The organism is uncultured Nostoc sp. (assembly GCF_964245445.1).
Lineage (GTDB): Bacteria > Cyanobacteriota > Cyanobacteriia > Cyanobacteriales > Nostocaceae > Nostoc.
Map to the genome: position 1 here is coordinate 1 of NZ_CAXTNE010000132.1, position 21,439 is coordinate 21,439.

The following is a 21,439-nucleotide window of genomic DNA, read 5'->3' on the forward strand; positions in this document are numbered from 1 at the left end:
GCTACTATCCACATCTGGATTCACAAAATATTATTAGTGGGATAGGTTCATGAAAAGCAGTCGTCCTATCACGGTATGGAATATTAGCGGTACTTTGTCAAGTTCAGTATTTCTGGTTGCTGTGACTGAATTAAGATAATAGCCACTAAATATAAATTAATAATTAAATACTCAGAAAAGTCGCTTGTATTCCAAAATGGAATACAGAAATAGAATTTAAGTATATACAGTCACGACATTACAGCAGATTGCCGTGGTAAAGTCCAATCAATTCATAACTACGGCATTTTGGTCGATTTATAGTATATTGTCATCATAGAAACCTGAAATCGTCCACTTATAAACTCCCAGTAGTGCCATTCGGCTCTCAAGCTTTGATTTTGACTAAGATTTTGCCGTATCAATTTTTAACTGCGCTGTCAATAATGACAAATGAACTTTAGTAGTATCACAAACATCCTCTTAGACAAATAACCAAGAAGTTTCAATAACAAACGCACAATTATGGTAGATATTAAGTTCGCATACTGGATTCCCAACGTTAGCGGGGGATTAGTTGTTAGTAAAATCCCCCAACGGACAGATTGGACTTACGAATACAATGCTCAATTGGCTCAAACAGCCGAACAAGTCGGGTTTGAATATGCTTTAGCACAAGCCAGATTTATTGCTAGCTATGGTGCTGAGTACCAGCTAGAGGCACTTACAACCGTGTCAGCTTTAGCTCCAGTCACTAAGAAGTTAAAGCTAATTGCCGCAGTTCACCCTGGATTATGGCATCCGGGCGTAGTTGCTAAAATCGGTTCCAGTATTGATTTTCTCTCTAACGGTCGGTTTGCTCTGAATGTAGTTAGTGGCTGGTTCAAAGATGAATTCACTATATATGGTGAACATTGGTTAGACCATGACGAACGCTATCGTCGTTCAGAGGAATTTATCCGCGTTCTCAAAGGTTTGTGGACTGAGGATGAGTTTCACTTCAAAGGCGACTTTTACCGCATTAACGGTGGTTGGGTAAAGCCCAGACCAATTACCCAACCGCATCCCGAAATCTTCCAAGGCGGTAACTCCAAAGCAGCCCGACGGATGGCTGGGCGCGTGTCTGATTGGTATTTTATGAATGGCAATACTATAGAAGGCGTGCGAGAGCAGATTGCAGAGGTGTCTGCATTAGCTCGACAAGAAGGACGCAAAATTAAATTTGGTTTGAATTCCTTTATCATCGTACGTGATACGGAAGCCGAAGCTCACGAAGTATTGCGCGAGATTATTGCTCAAGCGGATGTGGAGGCAGTTAAGGGATTTAGTGAAGCCGTAAAACAGGCAGGAGCCTCGACTCGTGAGCGTCAGGGAATGTGGGCGAATTCCAATTTTGAAGACTTGGTGCAGTATAACGATGGCTTCAAGTCCGGCTTGATAGGTACTGCCGATCAAGTTGCCCAGAAGATTCGCCAGTTTTATGAGGCGGGAGTTGATTTAATTCTCGGCGGCTTCTTACACTACTCGGATGATTTGCCTGCATTTGGTCGGACAGTAATTCCGATTGTGCGCGAACTAGAAGCTAGTCGTCGCACGGCTGATGAGTTGGTTGGAGTGTAGATTGACAGGCACTTTGTAGGGGTGGGTTTTGCGATCGCCGTTGCTAATTAATGTCTCACGCTCCAGAGGCACAAAGTAAAAGTTGAGAATACTTCTTACTTGAATTTCATTTAGCAACACCTGTAAATAATGGCAAAACTCACTCCTACAGCGAACAGTAATTAGCGATCGCAATCCCTGCGATTGGTTCTTTCCTCACAAAATTAAACTTAGAATAACTCTGCGTACCCCTGCGTTTCCTTAGCGTACCTCTGCGTTTAAAAAGGAGTTTTATCATGACATCAGCAATTGATACTGAACAGAAAGCACATATAATTCGGGATGACCAAGAAGCGATCGCCATCGCCCACGAACTAGCAGCTGAGTTTCTCAAGGGAGACTCAGAACGCGACCAAAATCGGCGTTTGCCTGCTGAAGAAGTCCAAAGATTTTCCCAAAGCGGATTGTGGGGAATCACAGTTCCTAAAGAGTATGGTGGTGCTTTTGTCTCGAATGTCACCTTGGCACAAGTTATAAAAATCATCTCCGAAGCTGACTCTAGTCTTGGTCAAATCCCTCAAAACCACCTCTATATGGTGGAAGCAGTTCGCTTAGATGGTACAGATGAGCAGAAGAAGTTCTTCTTTGATTTAGTTCTACAAGGCAAACGGTTCGGTAACGCCTTCTCGGAAATTGGCACTAAGTCTGTTACTGATGTCCAAACAAAGTTAGAACCAGATGGTTCTGACTACGTACTTAATGGACGTAAATATTACTCAGCTGGAGCATTACTAGCTCATTGGGTTCCCGTGATTGCTAATCAAGATGGTAAGACAGTGGTGGCATTTGTCGAAAGAGATGCCCCAGGATTAACGCTACTTGATGACTGGACGAGCTTCGGACAGCGTACCACTGCTAGCGGCACTAGCATTATTGAAAACGTGAAAGTAAAGCCAGAACACGTAATTCCGCATTACTTAGCCTTTGAACGCGCTACACCAATGGGTGCAATCGCCCAAATCATCCAGGCTGCGGTGGACGTGGGGATTGCCAAAGCCGCAGTTCGTGACACCATTTACTTTGTCCGCAACCATACCCGTCCTTGGGTTGACAGCAACTTAGAAAAAGGATATGAAGACCCCTTAACGCTCTATAACTTAGGCAACGTACAAATTCAGGTTCACGCTGCTGAAGGATTGCTCCGACGTGCGGGTGAATTTATCGACATAGCCAACGAGTCAGGTTTAGAAGAACCCAAGGTAGTTGAAGCATCAATTGCAGTTGCGGAAGCCAAAGCCTTAGCCACCGAAGCGTCACTACTAGCTACCAACAAGTTGTTTGAACTAGCAGGTACTAAGTCCACATTGGAACAATTCAACTACAATCGCCATTGGCGAAATGCCCGCGCTCACACACTCCACGACCCTGTACGCTGGAAATACTACGCTGTTGGTAACTACTTCCTCAATGGTGTCTATCCTCCACGCCATCCTTGGCTGTAATTGCTGTATTCTCATATTAGGGTGAGGCATTCGGAGGAAATATTTACCAAAATGCTTTGCTCCTAATAAATCCAACATTATTCAACTTGATACTATGAGCGTTGCAAACCCAACCCAAAGGCGGAGTATTTGGAAAAACCAGCCATTTAAGGGATTGCTTTTTTTTTTCGAGTAAGTGCCTAAACTCTCACAAATAGCTGTTGATTGTGAGTGTAGAGACTTAAGCGTGGCTTTTCGAGTGATATTGCGTGATCACAAATTAAATACTAGTAATCGGTAGACTTACAGTATTTTGTTGAATAAAAAGATTTATAATAGCTGTATTCTATAAGTCCTGGATTAGCACAACAGAATATGACATTGACAAATACCTTTGGTGAATATAGTTTTATCACTAAAGTAGACGTTACTAATCTCGAAGCTAGCGTCGAGTGGTATAAGTCCAAGCTTGGATTAGTTCCTGAAGAAAAATATGACACGCCTAACTGGAGACAGTTTAGTTTTCCTGATATTCCACGTTTTGCAATTGGATTGAACTTAAGTAACTCAGTTGACACAGGTAGTACTGTTAGTACCTTTGTTGTAAAAGATATAGTTGCTGCTCGTCAAAGCCTGATTGAAAAAGGAGTAGAAATTGAGCCAATCACAGATGTTGGTCACGGAGTGCAATTATCTATCTTCAGAGATATTGACGGAAACTTGTTAGGGCTTCGGCAAAATCCGCAATCTTAACCAGCTTGCTTCACAAATCGGGTATTAGGCAGCAACTGATCTCATGTTGCTGCCTAATCCTGAAATCTGCATCTAAGGGAACAGAATTAATATTTGTATCCCTAATAACTCTGCCTTGCCTCAGTTCTGCCCACCATACCTTAGCTGGTAAAGATTGGGGAGTTCTGTGTGGGCATTAGTTATTACCCTCACCGCCGCCTTTACCCGCTCCATCTCCTGCACTCGCTTCAGCAACCACTTGGGAATATACTTCGATGACTTGAGGTGTAACCGCCTTCGCTCCGAAACTCAAGCGTGATAGTACGCCTGGGAATAATCCTTGCCGTTGTAATCGTGCGAAGTGTAAATACTCCTACTGCTCTCAAAACTTTTCCTGTACCTGTAGCCCTACAGCAACAGCAGCACATTTGCCAATACCGCTATCTGTCGCGCCAGCACTTGTTTCGCTTCAGTTACCGAACCATGCCGCAGTTCATGAAGTGCTTGGTGCAACCCAGTGTGGGCATTAGCCGCAAGAGCGATCGCTGTCTGTAAAACTTGTCGGTCTACCATCTTTTAGAACACGCTTGTATGTAGTTTTCACAGATATGGGAAAGTGAAGCTCAGAAAGTTGACAACCAAGCCACAGCCCAATCCGAACTCTGACTTTTCACGGCATCTGGAAAACCTCTCTCCTAAAAGGAGAGAGACTTTATCTCTTGAATTATAGCGATATAGTCTTGCTTAACCCCTTTTACGGTATTGTCTTAGGTTGGTTTGAAAGCCGCCAATCGTCTTCAGTCTTGATAATAAATGACCCTATCTTGTTTTTTGAACCTGTCGCCTGCCATAAAATGACCATATCTCGTTTGCAACCCAAGTAAAATCAGAACGTTGAAGACTTCTGCTGTGCCTGTCATATTGGCAATGGTAAAGAAAACAGCCAGAACAAACACCAAAATCTGACATTCTTCAAGAAAAGCTTGACTTGCCTTACCTAGCCTTGTAAAGTGTTTCCTAGTTTATCATTTAACAGCTTTAAGCCGATAGACTTACCGTAGTTTGTAAACCTAGTTTAACTTTGCCAGTTCTTTGAATGTCTGTTTAATAAACAAAATATGTGTGAAAAGCATGATTTTGTTTTTGAACATAAAAAGTGGATATTTGACTCTAAAATTTGTAGTCTTTTGAGAGTCTTTTTAATTAGGATTAAGCAGCGATCGCAGATATTTTGAATAACTGATTTGTAACTGGTAGTTCTCATTTAAATTGGAGCAAAGCGACCATGACTGAACCACGCTATGGAATTTGGATTCCGGTCTATGGAAACTGGGGACCGCTAAATCAACCCGAAGATCCATTTGATGCCAGTTATGCCAGGGCGCGATCGCTCTTGATTCAAGCGGAACGAGTAGGTTTTTCATCTACTCTCCTTGCACAACACATCATCAATTGTTACGACCAAGATTTTGATCAACTAGAAACCTGGACAGCAGCAGCGGCCCTCGCCGAAGCCACTGAAAAAATTGAGATTATTGCAGCAATTAAGCCCTTATTATTTCATCCTGCTGTCTTAGCAAAGATGGCACTGGGTATTGATGCTATTAGTAATGGCAGATTTTCCATTAACTTGGTTAGTGGCTGGTTTCGCACAGAAATGGAAAAGGCTGGTATTCCCTTTCCTGAACATGATGAACGTTACCGTTACTCTGAAGATTGGATTAAAGTTGTCAAGGCTCTGTGGAGTGGGGAAAGAGTAAACTATCAAGGCGAATACTTTCAAATTCAGGATCTAAGTTATCGCCCAACACCTGTAGCTCAACCTCGTCCACGAGTTTACCTGGGGGGTGAATCAGATCCAGCTAGATCCTTAGCTGCTCAAGAGGCAGATGTCTTCTTTATTAATGGTCAGCCGATTGCAGAAGTCCGCAAGATTATTACTGATGTCTCCCGCAGACCTCGCAAGCAACTCCAGCCGCTACGATTTGGAATGTCAGCGTTTATTATTGCTCGTCCAACTGACAAAGAAGCCCAAGAAGAACTAGAGCGGCTGACATTTTTGCAAGTACAGGAAACTGAGCCATATATGCCAAACATCTTGAATGGAAATGATCCCGCTACCGTTATGTTCAAAACTTTTGAGAAGTATCCCCATGTAGGTACTAACGGTGGTACGGCGGCTGGTTTAGTAGGCAGTTATGACACAGTGGCATCTCGAATTCTTGACTTTGTAGACATCGGTGTTGAAACCTTTATGTTGCAGTTCTATCCCTTTGCACGGGAGTTAGATCGCTTTGCCGCAGAGGTGATACCAAGGGTTAAACGCTTACAACCTGTAGTATAACCTTAGAGACATTTGAAGTTTATGTCCAGGAGAAAGTTGGTATGACTCAAATTTTCACAAGCGATGCCTATGACAACTCTAATCGGGAACGCACAGCACATATTATTACTAGCGATCAAGAAGCCATTGAAATAACGCAACAATTAGCGACAGAATTTGCTCAAGAGGCAGCAGAACGCGATCGCGATCGGAGATTGCCCTATACAGAGCTAGAAAAACTGGCAAATAGCGGACTCCAGGGAATCACTGTCCCCAAAGAGTATGGCGGGGCTGGTGTTTCTAATGTCACCTTAGCAGAAGTGATCAAACTTTTGTCTGAAGCTGACTCCAGCATTGGACAAATCCCCCAAAATCACCTTTATATGGTAGAGGCAATTCGGCTTAATGGCACTCAAGAGCAAAAGCGTCACTTCTTTAGGCTAGTGCTGGAAGGTAAACGCTTTGGCAATGCTTTTACCGAAGTTGGGACTAAAACTGCTGTAGCTTTTAAAACTCGTCTGACGCGCACGGACACAGGTTATGTTTTGAATGGCAAAAAGTTTTACTCGACTGGAGCTTTATTTGCCGATATTGTCCCGGTAGTTGCATTAGACGATGATGACAAAACCGTAATTGTGTTTGTTGATCGCTATACCCCTGGTTTAAACATAATTGATGATTGGTCAGGGATGGGACAGCGTACTACCGCCAGTGGGACTACAATCATTGAGAATATCCAAGTACAAGAGCGGGATATCCTGCGCCATTATCTAGCATTTGAAGAACAAACAACCATCGGAGCTGTTGCCCAAATCATCCATGCCGCAGTCGATGTCGGTATTGCTAGAGCAGCATATAAAGATGCTATTCACTTCATTCGCAACTATACTCGACCGTGGATAGAAACAGACTTTGAACATGGCTATGAAGAACCATTAATCATCTACGGCGTAGGTGAAATATCAGTGAAACTTCATGCCGCAGAGGCATTATTAAAGCGAGCCGGAGAGTTTATCGATCGCGCTTTTCAAGAGCAAACTCCAACCAGCGCCACAGAAGCTTCGATCGCAGTTGCCGAAGCTAAAGCATTTGCCGATGAAGCCTCTATTTTCATCACCAACAAATTTTTTGAACTAAGTGGTACCAAATCCACCTTAGAGCAATTCAACCATCATCGCCACTGGCGCAACGCTCGCACTCATACCTTACACGATCCCGTGCGCTGGAAGTATATCAACGTGGGTAACTATTACCTCAATGGCGTTAATCCTCCTCGTCATGGTGCATTTTAATTCGTGGGGCATTGGGTATGAGCAATTCACAAATCAGAAAAACTATTACAAACTCATTGTCTTACCGTATTTAGAAGCGACATCTAACTTATTCTAGAAAACTCAAAATTCATCAATAAGGATACTGAATATGGTTGTAGCAGCATCTAGAGAATCAAAAGAATATATCACTTTGGCTAGTGCGATCGCCGAAGAATTCGCTCAAACAGCAGTTGAGAGAGATATCAAAGGAGGGACTCCCATAGAACAACTGCATCGTCTGCGTGCAAGTGGTTTGCTCAAGCTTCTGGTTCCACAAGAGTATGGCGGGTTTGGTAGCGACTGGGTTACTGCTTTGCAAGTAGTACGAGAAATTGCTAAAGGTGACGGTTCCCTTGCTCAATTGATTGGCTATCATTACGTGAATCTAGCAAACGCTGGATTGCTTGGGCGACCAGAGCAAATAGCGAAATATTACACTGAAACTGCTCGTAATAATTGGCTTTGGGGTGATTCGGTTAATCCTCGTGACCCCAACTTGACCCTTACCCCAGATGGAGAAAATTTTCGTCTCAATGGCACTAAAAACTTTTCCACTGGTGCAAGAAGCGGAGATATCGTAGTGATTGCTGCCAACGAAGTTGGCAACTGGGTACTTAACGAACAAATCCCAGTTTTCACTTTGTATACATGAAAAAGGCAGGAGACATAAGATTGCATAGCTGTCTTTCTAGCTAAAGCTCGAATTTTGAGTAAAAAATACTACTATCTATTCCCAATCCCTAATGACAAAACAACTGCATCTAGCCGGATTTCTGATTGCCTCTCACCTAACTCATAGTCATCCTGCATGGCGACATCCTCTCAATGACTTGAACTTTTTGCGACCGGAGTTTTACCAAAATCTAGGTCGAATTCTCGAACGAGGCAAGTTTGATTTTGTGTTCTTTGCAGATGGATTGATGATTCCCAGTCGTTACGGTGCAGGTATCACAGACACTCTGCGCTATGGCTCTCAAGGTGCTGCTTTTCTTGACCCCGCTTTTGTTGTGGCCACGATGGCAGTTGCAACCGAATACATCGGATTGGGCGTTACCCGTTCCACCACGTACTCGGCTCCTTTTGAGTTGGCTCGTACCTTTGCATCATTAGATCATCTCTCACGGGGGCGTATTGCTTGGAATGTGGTGACATCCCACAATACAGCTGAGGCGAAAAACTTTGGTTTTGAAGAACATTTAGAACATGAAATTCGTTATGACAAAGCAGACGAGTTTATCGAAGTCGCCTATAAACTCTGGGATAGTTGGCAAGAAGACGCATTAGTTTTAGATAAAGAAACAGGCTTGTTTGCAGACCCCACCAAAGTTAGACACATTAATCATGAGGGGCGATGGTTCAAGTCACAGGGTCCATTGACAGTGCCGCGTTCGTCGTTCGCGTTAGCGTCTCCGAAGGAGAAGACGTTGCCGAAGGCATCGCCTCAAGCTCGTCCAGCAATCATGCAAGCTGGCTCGTCTGACCGAGGTAAGGAATTTGCATCTCGTTGGGCAGAAATTCTCTTTGAAATTGACCCGACACCAGAAGGTCGCAAAGCCTACTACGATGATGTCAAGTCACGGGCTGTGAAATATGGACGAAATCCCGATGATATCAAGATATTTCCGGCAGTGATTCCCTTTGTTGGTGAAACAGAAGCGATGTCTAACGACAAGCCGCTTCGCGTCTACGCAAAAGAGAAACAAGCCTTTCACAATCAACTAGTTGATCCCATTGCAGGACTGGTTACTCTCTCCAGCCACATGGACTATGACTTTTCCCAACTTCCCTTGGATGAACCAGTCAAAGATGTGCAAGTTGGTGGGATCAGAGGACTTTTTGAACTGGCTCTGAGACTAAGCAAGAAAGAGGGTTTGACCCTCAGAGATATTGGTAGGCTTTACGCTGAAGGCATATTGCTCCCTCATTTAGTGGGAACACCCACTCAAATTGCCGATCAGCTAGAAGAAAGCTTTAAAAATGGTGAAGCAGATGGCTTTATTATTTCAGCAGCTTATCTTCCTGGTGCATTTGAGGAGTTTGTCGAATTTGTCGTGCCTGAGTTGCAGCGCCGGGGTTTATTCCGCAAAGAGTATACAGGCAAGACCCTGCGCGACCATCTCTTACTGGGCAAAGCTAGCTTAACACCTCCTGTCAGGCAACCTGAACCAGTGGGTATTTGAAAGAGGCAGGAGGCAGGAGGAGCAATTCACTTATGATTGTTGACTGTTAATAAAAATTAAATTGAAAACGTATTGCGATCGCTGTCTACTCTACCTAACTAATATTATTGCTGGGTAGATGAGTAGTCAGCAGGATATTAAACAATTCTATGAAGGATTAAACCGTGGTCAAACTAATTCTACCTATAGAGCTTACCGCCGAGATTGAGCCACACCTACCATCGGATACGCAATTTGTGCGAGTAGATAGTGATGGTAATTTTGATGGTGATGCTAGTAATGCGGAAATTTATCTTAATGGGTTCAAATTGAAGCCGACTACTCTACATAAAGTGCTAGCAGCTGCGCCTGGAATACGTTGGCAACAGACTCCTAGTGCAGGTGTGAATCACATCCTCACACCCATTTTTCTCCAACACGATATTATTCTGACTAATGGTGCGGGGGTTCATGCGATTCCGATTTCGGAATTTGTATTGACTTTGATTCTCTATCACGCCAAGCAGTTACGGCAACTGCAAGCTGCTCACGATCAACGCAATTGGCGAAAAAGCTGGTTGGTACTGCCAGAGTTGGCAAATTCAACTGTGTTAATTCTCGGTACTGGGAATATTGGTCAAGCGATCGCAGCTCGTGCTAAAGCATTTGGGGCAAAAGTTTGGGGTGGTCGCCGTCGTCCTGAACCGTTACCAAATTTTGATAAAATCGTTGGTACAGATGAATGGCACGCATTATTGCCAGAAGTTGACTATATAGTTGTTGCAACACCTTTGACAGCAGAAACTAAAGGCTTAATTGATGAAAAAGTACTGCGATCGCTACCCAGTCATGCTTATTTAATTAATGTGGGTCGCGGTGCGGTTGTAGATGAATCAGCATTAACTAAGGCTCTAACTGAAGGCTGGATTGCAGGTGCAGGATTAGACACAGTTTCTACTGAACCCCTACCGCCAGAAAGTTCTCTATGGTCGTTACCTAACCTATTTATTACACCTCATACTTCCGCAATTTCCCCAGAATTGAAAGGACGCATCGCCAACTTGTTTCTCGATAATCTAGAGCGCTACCGAGCTGGTCAGCCCTTACATAATGTAGTCAATAAGCAAGCAGGATATTAAATTCAGTAGTGCTGAGTACTGAGTATAACCCCATAGTTAAAACTAGGGGATTGAAACAAGGACGCATTTTTTCTTGCACTATGTGTCTCGAAAAAAATAAAAATATTTTTTTCATAAATGACCCTATATGCTGAGTGCAATTAACTTTACTTTTTACTCAGCACTCATTACTCAGCGAGAAGTCAGAGCGGCGGCTTCCGCCGAGCTGAACTTCGGTGACTCAGCACTGTTTCGGTAATTCGTAATTAAAATCTAAAATTAGGCGATCGCCCTTTTAAATTTAGCTTAAACCGCCAGAGACAATCCAACATGACCATATTCAATAAATTCAATAGGAGTCAGATTTTTGCTCAGTCGTTGCTTAGTATTTTGTTGCTAACTGCTTGTTCTTCTCCAAATTCTCAATCTCCAACCGCCTCTACTCCAACAGCCGCAAGTAATGCTAGTGCTGCTAGTAATACCTTAAAGCTTCTCTATTGGCAAGCACCAACTATTCTTAATCCCCATCTAGCTCAAGGTAACAAAGACTTTGAAGCCAGTCGAATTACTTACGAACCCTTGGCCAGCTTTGATAAAGATGGTAAACTAGTCCCCTTTCTCGCAGCAGAAATCCCCTCTTTAGAGAACGGTGGAGTAGCAAAAGATGGTAAATCAGTGACTTGGAAACTCAAACAAGGAGTCAAATGGTCTGATGGTAAACCTTTTACGGCTGCGGATGTGGTGTTTACCTACCAATTCGTTAGTAATCCAGCTGTAGGTGCAACCACTGCTGCTACTTATCAAGCTGTCAAAAGCGTTGAAGCCTTGAATGACTATACCGTTAAAATCAATTTCCAGGAGCCTAACCCAGGTTGGTCATTGCCGTTTACTGGTTCCAATGGCCCAATCATACCTCGTCATATATTCGAGAAATACAACGGTAGCAACGCCAGAGAAGCGCCAGCTAATCTACTTCCTGTAGGAACTGGCCCCTACAAAGTGGTAGACTTCAAGCCTGGTGACACTGTTGTCTATGAAGCTAATTCCTTTTTCCGCGAAGCAAATAAACCTTTCTTTAAGCGAGTAGAACTTAAAGGTGGTGGGGATGCAACTTCAGCTGCTAGAGCAGTATTGCAAACTGGAGATGTAGATTTTGCTTGGAACCTCCAAGTAGAAGCTCCCATCCTGAAACAGCTGGAGGCAGCGGGAAAAGGTAGATTAGATATCGTCTTTGGTTCTTATTTGGAACGGATTACTATTAATCAAACTGACCCTAATAAACAAACGAAAGACGGTGAACGCTCCAGCATAGAGTTCCCCCATCCTTTTTTTAAAGACCTGAAAGTGCGTCAAGCTTTTAATTATGCTATTGACCGTGACACTATTAATCAACAGTTATATGGTCAAACTGGTCGTGCTGTTACAAATATCCTGGTAGCGCCAGATATTTATAATTCAACCAATACGAAATATGAATTTGACTTGAAAAAAGCTGCTGCTTTATTGGATGAAGCTGGATGGAAAGATACCAACGGCAACGGCATTCGGGATAAAAATGGTGTAGAACTCAAGGTTTTGTTTCAATCTTCAGTCAACCCAGTCCGCCAGAAAACTCAGGAAATCATTAAACAATCACTAACTTCTATTGGCGTGGGGGTAGAACTCAAGAGTATCGATTCAAGTATTTTCTTTTCTAGTGACCCTGCTAACCCAGATACTCTTGCTCACTTTCACGCTGATTTACAAATGTTTAGTGGTGGCAATAGTAACCCAGATCCAGGTAGTTATCTGAAGGCGTGGACTTGTAATGAGATTTCCCAGAAGAAAAATAATTGGTCGAAACCAAATACTTCTCGTTACTGTAACCCTGAATACGACAAGCTTTGGTTACAGTCCAATACAGAATTAGACTCACAAAAACGCCGACAATTATTTATTCAGATGAACGACTTGTTAATTAAAGAGCAAGCTGTAATTCCGCTAATTTCTCGCGCTAATGTTAATGGAGTCAGTAACAGACTCACTGGTATAGATTCAACTCCTTGGGACGATCGCACCTGGAATATTAAAGATTGGCAACTCAAGTAAGTGAGGATTGAAGATTTGGAAGCAAGGAAACTTGCTCTCTTTCCCTGAGCTAAATATCAAGGGTTGGCTCGACGTTGCCAATAGCCGTAATGCAATTGATTCATCATTACTTGGCAAGATTTAGACTAGCTATCAAAGATAATATTAGCGAAAGCACTTTTGATAAAACAGAGAAATCTTTCATGAGGAAAATATCATGTCGGAGGTTGTAAAGTCAAATATAAAAGTACGACGTTGCCTGCCATCAGATGCAGAGAGCGTCTTAAAGGTACATCGAGCAGCAATTCATGGAACTGCTTCATCGTGTTATCCAAAGGAAATTATTCAAGATTGGGCATCTCCAATTACGCCCTCTAAAATTAAGGCTTTTGCAGATAATACAGTTATTGGGGAAGAAACCCGAATCGTGGCAGAAATTAATGGCCAAATTGTGGGATTTGGTGCAATTGTTGTTAGCAATAGCGAGTTACGTGCAGTGTATGTGTCTCCGAGTTTTGACCGTTCTGGAGTGGGAACTGCAATACTTCAAGAGTTAGAACACCTAGCACGTGAGCGAGGATTGTCGGAATTACATTTGAACGCTTCGCTCAACGCTGAACCGTTTTATCAAGTTAATGGTTATATAAATGAAGGTTTTGAAGAACATATCTTGCGTTCCGGTCGAAAAATGCCATCTGTTCGGATGAGAAAAAAATTGTAATTGAAGGCTAGTGATAATAGTGTTGTGTTTCCATGAATTTACGACAATTTCGGATCTAGCGCATCTCGTAAAGCATCACCTATATAGTTAATGCTTAATACCGTGAGAAATATTGCTGTGCCAGGGAAAATAACTATGTGGGGAGCATATTCGAGAAAGTTTTGCCCTTCGTTAAGCATTCGCCCCCAAGTTGGCACATCAGGTGGAAAACCTAAACCAAAAAAGCTCAGGGTTGATTCGGTAACGATCGCAGTACTTACTGAAAGAGTAGCAGCAACTAATACGGGACTAATGACGTTGGGCAAAATATGAACCCAAATCAACCGTGCAGGGGAAGCACCAAGGGCGCGTGCTGCTGTGACAAATTCTAACTCCCGCACTGTCAAAAAACCGGCTCGCACTAATCTAGCCACAGACATCCAGTTGAGTCCACCAATCACCAGTACTATCAACACAAATATACTTATTTCTGGCCCGGCGATCGCCTTGAGAGTGTCCCGAAACAAAAATATCACTAGTAATAATAATGGCAGTCGTGGTAAAGCTAAACACAAATCTGTCAAACGCATCAAAACAATATCCAGCCAGCCGCCATAAAACCCAGCAAGTGCGCCGATCAGTGTACCGACACTCATGGCTACTAACATCGAAAAAATTCCGACTGCGATCGATATTCTGCCGCCATGCAATACTCTCGCTAATATATCCTGACCTAAATCATTAGTACCAAATGGATGTGCCCAACTAGGGCCAAGAGTGGATTGAGCAAAGTCAATTTTGTTGAGGGGAATATTATAAATAAATGGCCCAAACAAAACACTTAACACTATAATTAGCAAGACTACAATCCCAAACATAGCTTGACGATTACAACGAAACTTGCGCCATGCTTCTTGTGTGAGGGTTTCTTGCTTAGAAAGATTGGTTGGTGCTGGAGAAACTAAAAATTCGGATGGTTCTGAACTTTGATTAGGCGATCGCTTCAACATAAAAGATGTTCTATATTTAATTTGTATACTACTAACAGCCAGATTAATGACTCTATTTTTTCTTCATTTTGAATTATTTAGCTACTTTGTATACTTGACGCGAGGATCTAGTAACCCATAGAGAATATCTGCAACTAGATTGAAAATAACAATCAAAATTGCATATATAAAAGTAATTGCCATGACTACTGGTGTGTCATTCTTATAAATAGAATCAATTAATAAAGCACCTATACCCGGAACCCGAAAAACCTTTTCTGTGACTAGAGCGCCTGTAAAGACACTTGGAATATCCAAGGCTACCAATGTAACTACAGGAATTAACGCATTCCGTAAAACATGACGATTGATTACCAAGAATTTGGGTAATCCCTTAGCATAAGCAGTACGCACATAGTCTTGATGGATATTTTCCAAAATCTCTGAACGCACAAAGCGCATCAGCATTGCTGTTTGCCAAATTCCCAATACACAAATAGGCATAACAGATTGTTTAATTTGAGCGATAAAACTCTGCCAGTCTGTTACCTGTAAAGTACTATTGTAGATAAAAGGGAACCATTTTAACTGGATACTGAAGATAATAATAAACAGTAATCCTGTAAAAAATGTTGGTAAAGAAAACCCAAAAAAAACTAAAGTAGTCAAAACTGTATCAACAATAGTATTGCGTTTGAGAGCCGAAATTACGCCTAAAGGGATAGCCAGCAATATACCAAAAAGATAAGCAGAAACAACCACCCACAACGTTGTCGGTACCCGTTGGAGAATTAAACCAATTACTGGACTGCGGCTAGTAAAGGAATAGCCCATATCTCCACTGATAAAAGCGGTAAACCACTTGACATAGCGGATATAAATTGGTTGATCTAAACCTAAAGATTTTCTGATATTTTCCCGAACTTCAGCCGTGATCGAAGGATTCAGGGCAAATTCTCCCATTGGATCGCCTGGTGCTAATGCCAGAATAGTAAAGATCACAATACTGATGGCAATTAACGTCGGAATAGCAATTAATAATCGATTGATTAAATATTTACTCATTGACCCCCTATTGGCTAGCTGTATCCTTGAAGAGACTGGGGATTAGTATTTTTATTCTACACTTTCTTCTTCGAGATGATGAAATTACCCAACTTGACCAACTTTTGTAGCTTCAGTAACTTCAATTAATTGTCCTGTTTTGACATTATAAATATAACCATAAATAGGAATTTCAAGGGGAACTAATGGATGCAAACGAATTCTTTGCACATCTGCATAAACGCTTTTGGCAAGATCATCAATAGTCAGCCAATTGATAAACTTGCCTTCGCTTGATCCTGACCCAGACCCAATATCAGACCAACCTGTTTCATCCAGTTTGGCTGTTTTGAGGCTACTAGCAAGTAAATTACTAATGATTTCATTTGTGAAGGTTTCCATTCCGCAATTGGTATGATGAATTACAAACCATTCACGAGTACCAAGTAACTTGTAAGAAATCACTAAAGAGCGAATTGCATCATCGCTAGCACGTCCACCTGCATTGCGAATTACATGAGCATCCCCTTCAGCTAATCCAGCGAATTTAGCTGGGTCAAGTCGAGCATCCATGCAAGTGAGAATTGCAAATCGACGAGATGGAGGTATGGTGAGATTACCCTTATCACCGAAGTTTTCAGTGTAAGTAAGATTAGCTGCCAGAACTTCTTCTATAATTTGGCTCATTTTTAGTATGTGTAGGCAAGCACTTGATTAGTAAACTAAAAGCTAAATTTTTACCTATTGACTCTATTTTCGATAAAATTATCAGTTTAAACTACAGTAAATCGATAGAAATTTAGTATTTTATAAAGAGTAATGTCCCACAAATTAATACAAAAGGCAAGTTACAGCCTTGTAGCCCTAGCTGTCTAATTCGTGTTGTTTATGGGATACCAACGATAGCTGTACCGTGAGAACTTGGGATATGAGAACTGACGGTTGGGCTGAAGTATCTCAAGTCTTTCCTGCGGAATGTCATCTGAAACTATTGCTTGACAAGCATTTCAGGCTTTTATTACTCCAATTTCATATTTATCTACAGAATGTGGGCTAATACTTCTGTTGGGTTCATTTAGAAGCTGCGGCAAGCATTCGCTTTAACACTCGCTGCATCACTTGAAGTTCTTCATCATCTAGGTAACAACCAAAATATTCTGCGATACCTTCTGAGTAAGCTTTCCACATTTTCTGTTGCATCTCTAATCCGGCTTCCGTCAGCACCGCATAGGTACCCCGTCGATCGCTGGTGTTCTCGCCTGGGTTTGGTTTGGTCAAACCTTGACTGTAATGCAAATAGTCGGTGGATTTGCGATCGTGGTGGCAATCACCTGGATGCAGTTTCAAACCGCAAAGCCCGCTTCAGTTTCAAAGTAGTCATTTTCAACTGATACCAATTCTGTATGAAGATGCGCCAAACTACGTCAAACTTATAGATGGGTGCATTTAGTAATTTTGTTATGAGTCGTCCATTTGAAATTGAGATTTCAGAAAGCCAAGAAGAATTGGAGAAAGCTCTTAGACATGCTACATCGGCAAGTAGCAAAGAAAGATTGCAAATGCTTTATTGGCTTAAGAGCGGTCAAGTCAGCAGCAGGCGATCACTAGCAGAACGGTTAGGGCGTGATGAAGCAACTATAACTCGTTGGGTTAGAAAGTATAAAGATGAAGGACGAAATGGCTTGCTTGAAGTCAAACATGCAACAGGGAAAGTTCCGAGCATGAGTGGTTCAGACTTAGAACGCTTGAAACAGCAATTGCAGGAACCATCTGGCTTTCAAAGCTATGGTCAAATTCAACAATGGCTCAAGAGCGAATTAGGACTTTCACTTGCCTACAAAACAGTGTATGAAATTGTTCGCAACCGTTTGGGTGCGAAGTTGAAAGTGCCTCGTCCTCAAAGCTCCAAGCAACACCCAGAAAGTCTATCTCACTTTAAAAAAAACTTCCTTTAGCATTCAAATTCTTGCAAGAGGAGTTTGGAGAGGGGAAACGATTGAGATACTTGTGTCAGGATGAAACACGTTTAGGATTAAAGACAATTGCAGGACGTTTGATTACAGCTAGAGGAGTTAAACCTGTAGGTTTAAGCCAATGGCAGCGTGAAAATTTTTATTTATACGGAGTCGTAGAACCCCTAAGTGGATACAGCTTTTTCTATGAGTTCCCTTATCTCAATGGTGATTGTTTCCAACATTTTTTAGAGTTGCTGTCTGCTGACCTTGGTGATGACATCGCGGTTATCCAGTTTGACCAAGGGTCTTTTCACAAAGCGAAAGCTCTCGATTGTCCAGATAACATTATCCCTATTTTTCAACCTCCTCACTCTCCTGAACTCAACCCAATTGAGCGGTTTTGGGAATTTCTCAAATCTAAACTTCAAGCTTGAAAATTGTAAAACCCTCACACAACTACAGCAGAAGTTAACTGATGTCCTTAAAGCAATTACACCTGAGATAATTGCCTCTCTCACTTCTTACGACTTTATCCTTGAAGCCTTATTTAGCGCAGCTTCATAAAGAATTGGTATAAGGAGTGAAACTGCATTCTCACAACTTTTATCAACATCTAACACTTGTGACAGAAATACCCATAAAGTCACAAAGGGGAGGCAGCCGCGTGCGGGGGTTCCCCCCGTTGAGCGGACTGCCGTGTCAAACAACCGACGGCGATATTTAATTTTTAGTTCATCAATAGCTTGCTGAATTACAGTTTCTGGTAAAACCTCAAGGGAACGGTAATCCCAAGCTTTGCATAAATTTATACTTAAGGATTTTTACCCGATTTGGCACAGTATTAATAGTCATATTCGCTTCCAATGTTCAATTCTTTTTTACAGGACTTGGAAGCTTTTTCTACGTACAGTATAAATTTTTTAGCGATCACCTGCATTAGTGCCTCATCAACATCAAACCTGTTCGCTGTCTTCATTAATCTTCACAAGCAGATGATTTTTCAAAAGTCTTTATTATTCAAGGCTTTCAGCTTATTTTAGTGCCATTCAGCCATGCCGTATGACCGAAGTATAGATTAAGATTTTTTTCCCTAGCTTTTACTTATTTATTTGTTCTAACTTTCTAGCGTCTTTACGTTCTTCGTTCTGTATAAGTAAATAACTGGCATCGCCTGCAATACTAGCATGTATATTCTTGTAGAGAAGTATACTTTTAGGCAGTTTGCATATGTAATGATTCCAAAAAATTAACATTATATAAAATATTTCAGTATCTATACTATGAATTAATATCTCCCGACCCTCCCATTTAGAACTCGATGTATCGGTTTTCGTGTATCCGTTCTTGACAGCTCTTATGGGTGTATTAGTGACAAGGTTGATGCACTACCATCATATTTTTGGGTTGCCAATTATTGTAGTTATCATAAATGTTGTTCTAAAAAGTTAATCAAATCTAGGTTGTTTACCATGAAGAGCAGAAACTTAGCCAAAGCCATATTTTCCGCATCTCTCGTCTCTACAGCAACGCTGGTGGCCCAGCTCCAGACCAACGCCGTCATCCAGGGACCTTTCTACATCGTGGGATACCAATCCAAAAAGTGCGTCGACCTCCCGCGGTCGAACCCCGCCAACAACGTGGTAATCGACATCTACACGTGCTACCGCGGGAGCGCCAACCTGAGGTGGTCCTTCGAGGACACGACCGGCGACTACAAGAGAATCCGCAACCTGTCCAGCAAAAAGTGCTTGACGGTGCTGAACGCCTCCAAGAAAGAATACCAAAGGGTCATCCAGTACGACTGCGGTAGCGGCGGTAGCGCCGGTGGCGCCAATGCGGAGTGGCGACCACAAAAGGTCTCCCCGCCACGGCGCGACCTGCAATCGGTCTTAAATGGCCCCCCTAACCCCGACTGGTACCAGTTGCGCAACCGCAATTCCAACATGTGCCTGACCGTCCTGAACGCCCGGACATCCAACAACACACAGCTCATGCAGTACCCGTGCGGGGGCTCGCAGAACAACTTCGTCTGGACCTGGTTCTACTAAATCCGGTTTATAAAACCTGCTAAAGTTTTAAAGAGAAGCTAACCAATAATAGCTGGTCAAATTTCTAATTTCTTCCTTGATGTTGCTAAGTACAGCTCACCACAAAAAGAGTATGGAATTAAATCATTCGTAGATTGGGTAGAACGAACTGAAACCCAACATCAAGCCTCGATATTCCGACCCCCTTTTACGGTGGCGTGTACTAAGCACATTACAAGGTTTTACCAACACTTCTTCCAGTTCATCAACTGTCTCGAAGTAGTCATTGACTAATGGTTCATCAACTAATGTCCAACGTCTCTCGGCAGGTTGTAATTCCGGAGAATAAGCTGGAAGAAATTCGACTTTAATTCCGTCGGGAATTTTCGTTTTTTGACTCCGATGCCATCCGGCGTTATCTGCGACTAGGCTTAGTTTTAACATTGAAAAAATTTTGGTCGTTAGTGAGAAATTGGGGTATATTACTTTACTCAAAGTTATCGTTCACAAAGCAGTTAGCGTAGACGCGTTCGCGTAGGGTCTCGTAGAGAAGCGGCTTGTCGTTAGACATCGCCCTGGCAGAAGCGAACCACGAGTTCTTTTACGTCGCCCCAAGTCCTACTCTTTGATGACCAAACCTAGATATTAAGGGAGCAATCAATTACAAACTGCTTGAATGATAAGCGTTTCAGCTTATCTTAGTGCCATTCATATCAGGTATGTTTTACCACTTCTGGTCAGGAACCCAGTTGTAGTTTTTATCTTTGACATCAATTTTCTTGGGAATAACTTTTAGCTCGTAGAAGCTGTCTGCCATGTTTTGTAACCCTGTGAGAACTTCATCAGTCACAGGTAATACCTTGCGATCGCCACCCCGCTTCTCTACAATTTCCATTGTTGCTAAATCAACTTTGTAGAGTTTGGAAAGGAGTTCGGCTGAATCTTTGTAGTTGTTTTTAGACCAGCTACCTGCTTTTTCCAGTTCTTGCAAAATTATTTTTACAATGTCTGGATGATCACGGACAAAATCTGGAGCAGCGTAATAGAATGCAGAGCTTTCTATAGAAGCTTTTTCACCAAACACTGTAGTATTATCTGCCAACAGACGAGTACGAAGCTGACGTTCAGCTTCAGCAGTATAAGGGTCCCAGATTACCCATGCATCGAAATCACCGCGCTCAAAGGCTGGTAAAGCTTCGGCTGGAGTTAGATAGACAGGTTTAATATCACTGTATTTTAAACCTACCTTCTTTAGCGCACGTACAATCATATATTGCGAACTCGCGCCTTTGGCAAAAGCGACTTTCTTACCTTTTAAGTCAGCAAGAGACTTGATAGGTGAATTTTCTTGCACTAGAATTGCTGAACTTCTGGTACTACTCGTACTCGCAGCCACTCGCACGAAAGGTTTATCGCTGGCTTGAGCAAAGACACTTCCTGTACCACCGCCACCACCAAAAACGATTGCACCTACACCCATCCCCTCAAGTAAAGGTGCAGTCGAGGAAAATTCATTCCATGTTACAGAAATACCTTGAGGTTGTAAGCGCTTCTCTAGGCTGCCTTGAGCTTTGATAATATTCAGCAGTGCCATACCTTTTTGATGCCCCATTTTCAACACTGTTAACTTGCTAGTCTGGGGTTTTTCTGTAGGTGTATTAGCTGAATTACTAGGAGTGCAGGAAGCGATCGCCAAACTCAAGCTTAAGCCTATAACAAATAGTAGAGCAAATGAGCGAATTCCTAGTTGCTTAAAAAACTTTAGCCAGTCCCTCTGATTTATCAGTCTATTAAACATAAGTGAATCTTGATTAAATCTACTTAATTACTCACTGATAGAAGTGAGTTGAGGATTAGAAATATCTAGCAAGTAAGAAATTACTTCTTTACGCCAAGCATCATACAGCAGATTGCAGGTAGATAGAGTACACTAAACGCTAGTGCATCAACCGG

General features: G+C 42.3%; 20 protein-coding genes. 13 read left to right on the plus strand and 7 right to left on the minus strand.

The window, feature by feature from the left end; all coding sequences use genetic code 11:
• The first annotated feature begins 504 nt into the window (after positions 1-504).
• The 3 genes from sfnG (at position 505) to ACFE90_RS21120 (ending at position 3,812) form a co-directional block, all read left to right on the plus strand.
• Entirely contained in the window at positions 505-1,599 is a 1,095-nt protein-coding gene (gene sfnG, locus ACFE90_RS21110) for a dimethylsulfone monooxygenase SfnG (protein WP_375503958.1), read from the plus strand.
• A 275-nt stretch (positions 1,600-1,874) separates the two neighbouring features.
• A complete protein-coding gene (locus ACFE90_RS21115; RefSeq protein ID WP_375503960.1) occupies positions 1,875-3,080 on the plus strand; it encodes an SfnB family sulfur acquisition oxidoreductase in 1,206 nt (401 codons plus the stop codon).
• Between the two features lie 354 nt (positions 3,081-3,434).
• A complete protein-coding gene (locus ACFE90_RS21120) occupies positions 3,435-3,812 on the plus strand; it encodes a VOC family protein (RefSeq protein ID WP_375503962.1) in 378 nt (125 codons plus the stop codon).
• 387 nt (positions 3,813-4,199) lie between these two features.
• On the opposite strand, the gene ACFE90_RS21125 is transcribed toward ACFE90_RS21120, so the two are convergent.
• Positions 4,200-4,364 (minus strand): hypothetical protein, encoded by a 165-nt coding sequence (locus ACFE90_RS21125; protein ID WP_375503964.1) that lies wholly within the window; start codon positions 4,362-4,364, stop codon positions 4,200-4,202.
• A 712-nt stretch (positions 4,365-5,076) separates the two neighbouring features.
• Here ACFE90_RS21125 and ACFE90_RS21130 point away from each other — a divergent pair.
• From ACFE90_RS21130 to ACFE90_RS21160, 7 genes are all read left to right on the plus strand, one after another.
• Positions 5,077-6,135 carry an LLM class flavin-dependent oxidoreductase gene (locus tag ACFE90_RS21130; RefSeq protein WP_375503966.1) on the plus strand — a complete coding sequence of 353 codons (1,059 nt, stop codon included), beginning with the start codon at positions 5,077-5,079 and terminating at the stop codon, positions 6,133-6,135.
• A gap of 41 nt (positions 6,136-6,176) precedes the next feature.
• Entirely contained in the window at positions 6,177-7,406 is a 1,230-nt protein-coding gene (locus tag ACFE90_RS21135; RefSeq protein WP_375503968.1) for an SfnB family sulfur acquisition oxidoreductase, read from the plus strand.
• 130 nt (positions 7,407-7,536) lie between these two features.
• Positions 7,537-8,079, plus strand: coding sequence for an acyl-CoA dehydrogenase family protein (locus ACFE90_RS21140; protein WP_375503970.1), 543 nt, complete (start codon positions 7,537-7,539; stop codon positions 8,077-8,079).
• Positions 8,080-8,170: 91 nt separating this feature from the next.
• Positions 8,171-9,607 (plus strand): LLM class flavin-dependent oxidoreductase, encoded by a 1,437-nt coding sequence (locus tag ACFE90_RS21145; RefSeq protein ID WP_375503972.1) that lies wholly within the window; start codon positions 8,171-8,173, stop codon positions 9,605-9,607.
• Between the two features lie 164 nt (positions 9,608-9,771).
• Positions 9,772-10,725: a D-2-hydroxyacid dehydrogenase gene (locus ACFE90_RS21150; protein WP_375503974.1), complete on the plus strand. Its 954-nt coding sequence runs from the start codon at positions 9,772-9,774 to the stop codon at positions 10,723-10,725.
• A 309-nt stretch (positions 10,726-11,034) separates the two neighbouring features.
• On the plus strand, positions 11,035-12,792 hold the full coding sequence (locus tag ACFE90_RS21155; protein WP_375503976.1) for a peptide ABC transporter substrate-binding protein: 1,758 nt from the start codon (positions 11,035-11,037) through the stop codon (positions 12,790-12,792).
• 196 nt (positions 12,793-12,988) lie between these two features.
• Complete coding sequence (locus ACFE90_RS21160; RefSeq protein WP_375503978.1) at positions 12,989-13,492, plus strand: GNAT family N-acetyltransferase; 504 nt, start codon at positions 12,989-12,991, stop codon at positions 13,490-13,492.
• Positions 13,493-13,530: 38 nt separating this feature from the next.
• Here ACFE90_RS21160 and ACFE90_RS21165 read toward each other — a convergent pair whose 3' ends face one another.
• From ACFE90_RS21165 to ACFE90_RS21180, 4 genes are all read right to left on the minus strand, one after another.
• On the minus strand, positions 13,531-14,481 hold the full coding sequence (locus tag ACFE90_RS21165) for an ABC transporter permease (RefSeq protein ID WP_375503980.1): 951 nt from the start codon (positions 14,479-14,481) through the stop codon (positions 13,531-13,533).
• An 81-nt stretch (positions 14,482-14,562) separates the two neighbouring features.
• Positions 14,563-15,525 (minus strand): ABC transporter permease, encoded by a 963-nt coding sequence (locus ACFE90_RS21170; protein WP_375503982.1) that lies wholly within the window; start codon positions 15,523-15,525, stop codon positions 14,563-14,565.
• 84 nt (positions 15,526-15,609) lie between these two features.
• On the minus strand, positions 15,610-16,191 hold the full coding sequence (locus tag ACFE90_RS21175; RefSeq protein WP_322668070.1) for a carbonic anhydrase: 582 nt from the start codon (positions 16,189-16,191) through the stop codon (positions 15,610-15,612).
• Positions 16,192-16,575: 384 nt separating this feature from the next.
• Positions 16,576-16,851, minus strand: coding sequence for a MarR family winged helix-turn-helix transcriptional regulator (locus ACFE90_RS21180; protein WP_375503984.1), 276 nt, complete (start codon positions 16,849-16,851; stop codon positions 16,576-16,578).
• Between the two features lie 113 nt (positions 16,852-16,964).
• On the opposite strand from ACFE90_RS21180, the gene ACFE90_RS21185 reads away from it, so the two are divergent.
• The 3 genes from ACFE90_RS21185 to ACFE90_RS21195 all read left to right on the plus strand — a co-directional run bounded on the left by ACFE90_RS21185 (position 16,965) and on the right by ACFE90_RS21195 (position 19,507).
• Entirely contained in the window at positions 16,965-17,459 is a 495-nt protein-coding gene (locus ACFE90_RS21185) for a transposase (RefSeq protein WP_375503986.1), read from the plus strand.
• 41 nt (positions 17,460-17,500) lie between these two features.
• On the plus strand, positions 17,501-17,893 hold the full coding sequence (locus ACFE90_RS21190; RefSeq protein ID WP_375503988.1) for an IS630 family transposase: 393 nt from the start codon (positions 17,501-17,503) through the stop codon (positions 17,891-17,893).
• Positions 17,894-18,928: 1,035 nt separating this feature from the next.
• Positions 18,929-19,507 carry an RICIN domain-containing protein gene (locus ACFE90_RS21195; protein ID WP_375503990.1) on the plus strand — a complete coding sequence of 193 codons (579 nt, stop codon included), beginning with the start codon at positions 18,929-18,931 and terminating at the stop codon, positions 19,505-19,507.
• A gap of 123 nt (positions 19,508-19,630) precedes the next feature.
• On the opposite strand, the gene ACFE90_RS21200 is transcribed toward ACFE90_RS21195, so the two are convergent.
• Positions 19,631-19,930 carry a transposase gene (locus ACFE90_RS21200; RefSeq protein ID WP_375503992.1) on the minus strand — a complete coding sequence of 100 codons (300 nt, stop codon included), beginning with the start codon at positions 19,928-19,930 and terminating at the stop codon, positions 19,631-19,633.
• A 280-nt stretch (positions 19,931-20,210) separates the two neighbouring features.
• A complete protein-coding gene (locus ACFE90_RS21205) occupies positions 20,211-21,284 on the minus strand; it encodes an aliphatic sulfonate ABC transporter substrate-binding protein (protein WP_375503994.1) in 1,074 nt (357 codons plus the stop codon).
• Positions 21,285-21,439: the final 155 nt, after the last annotated feature.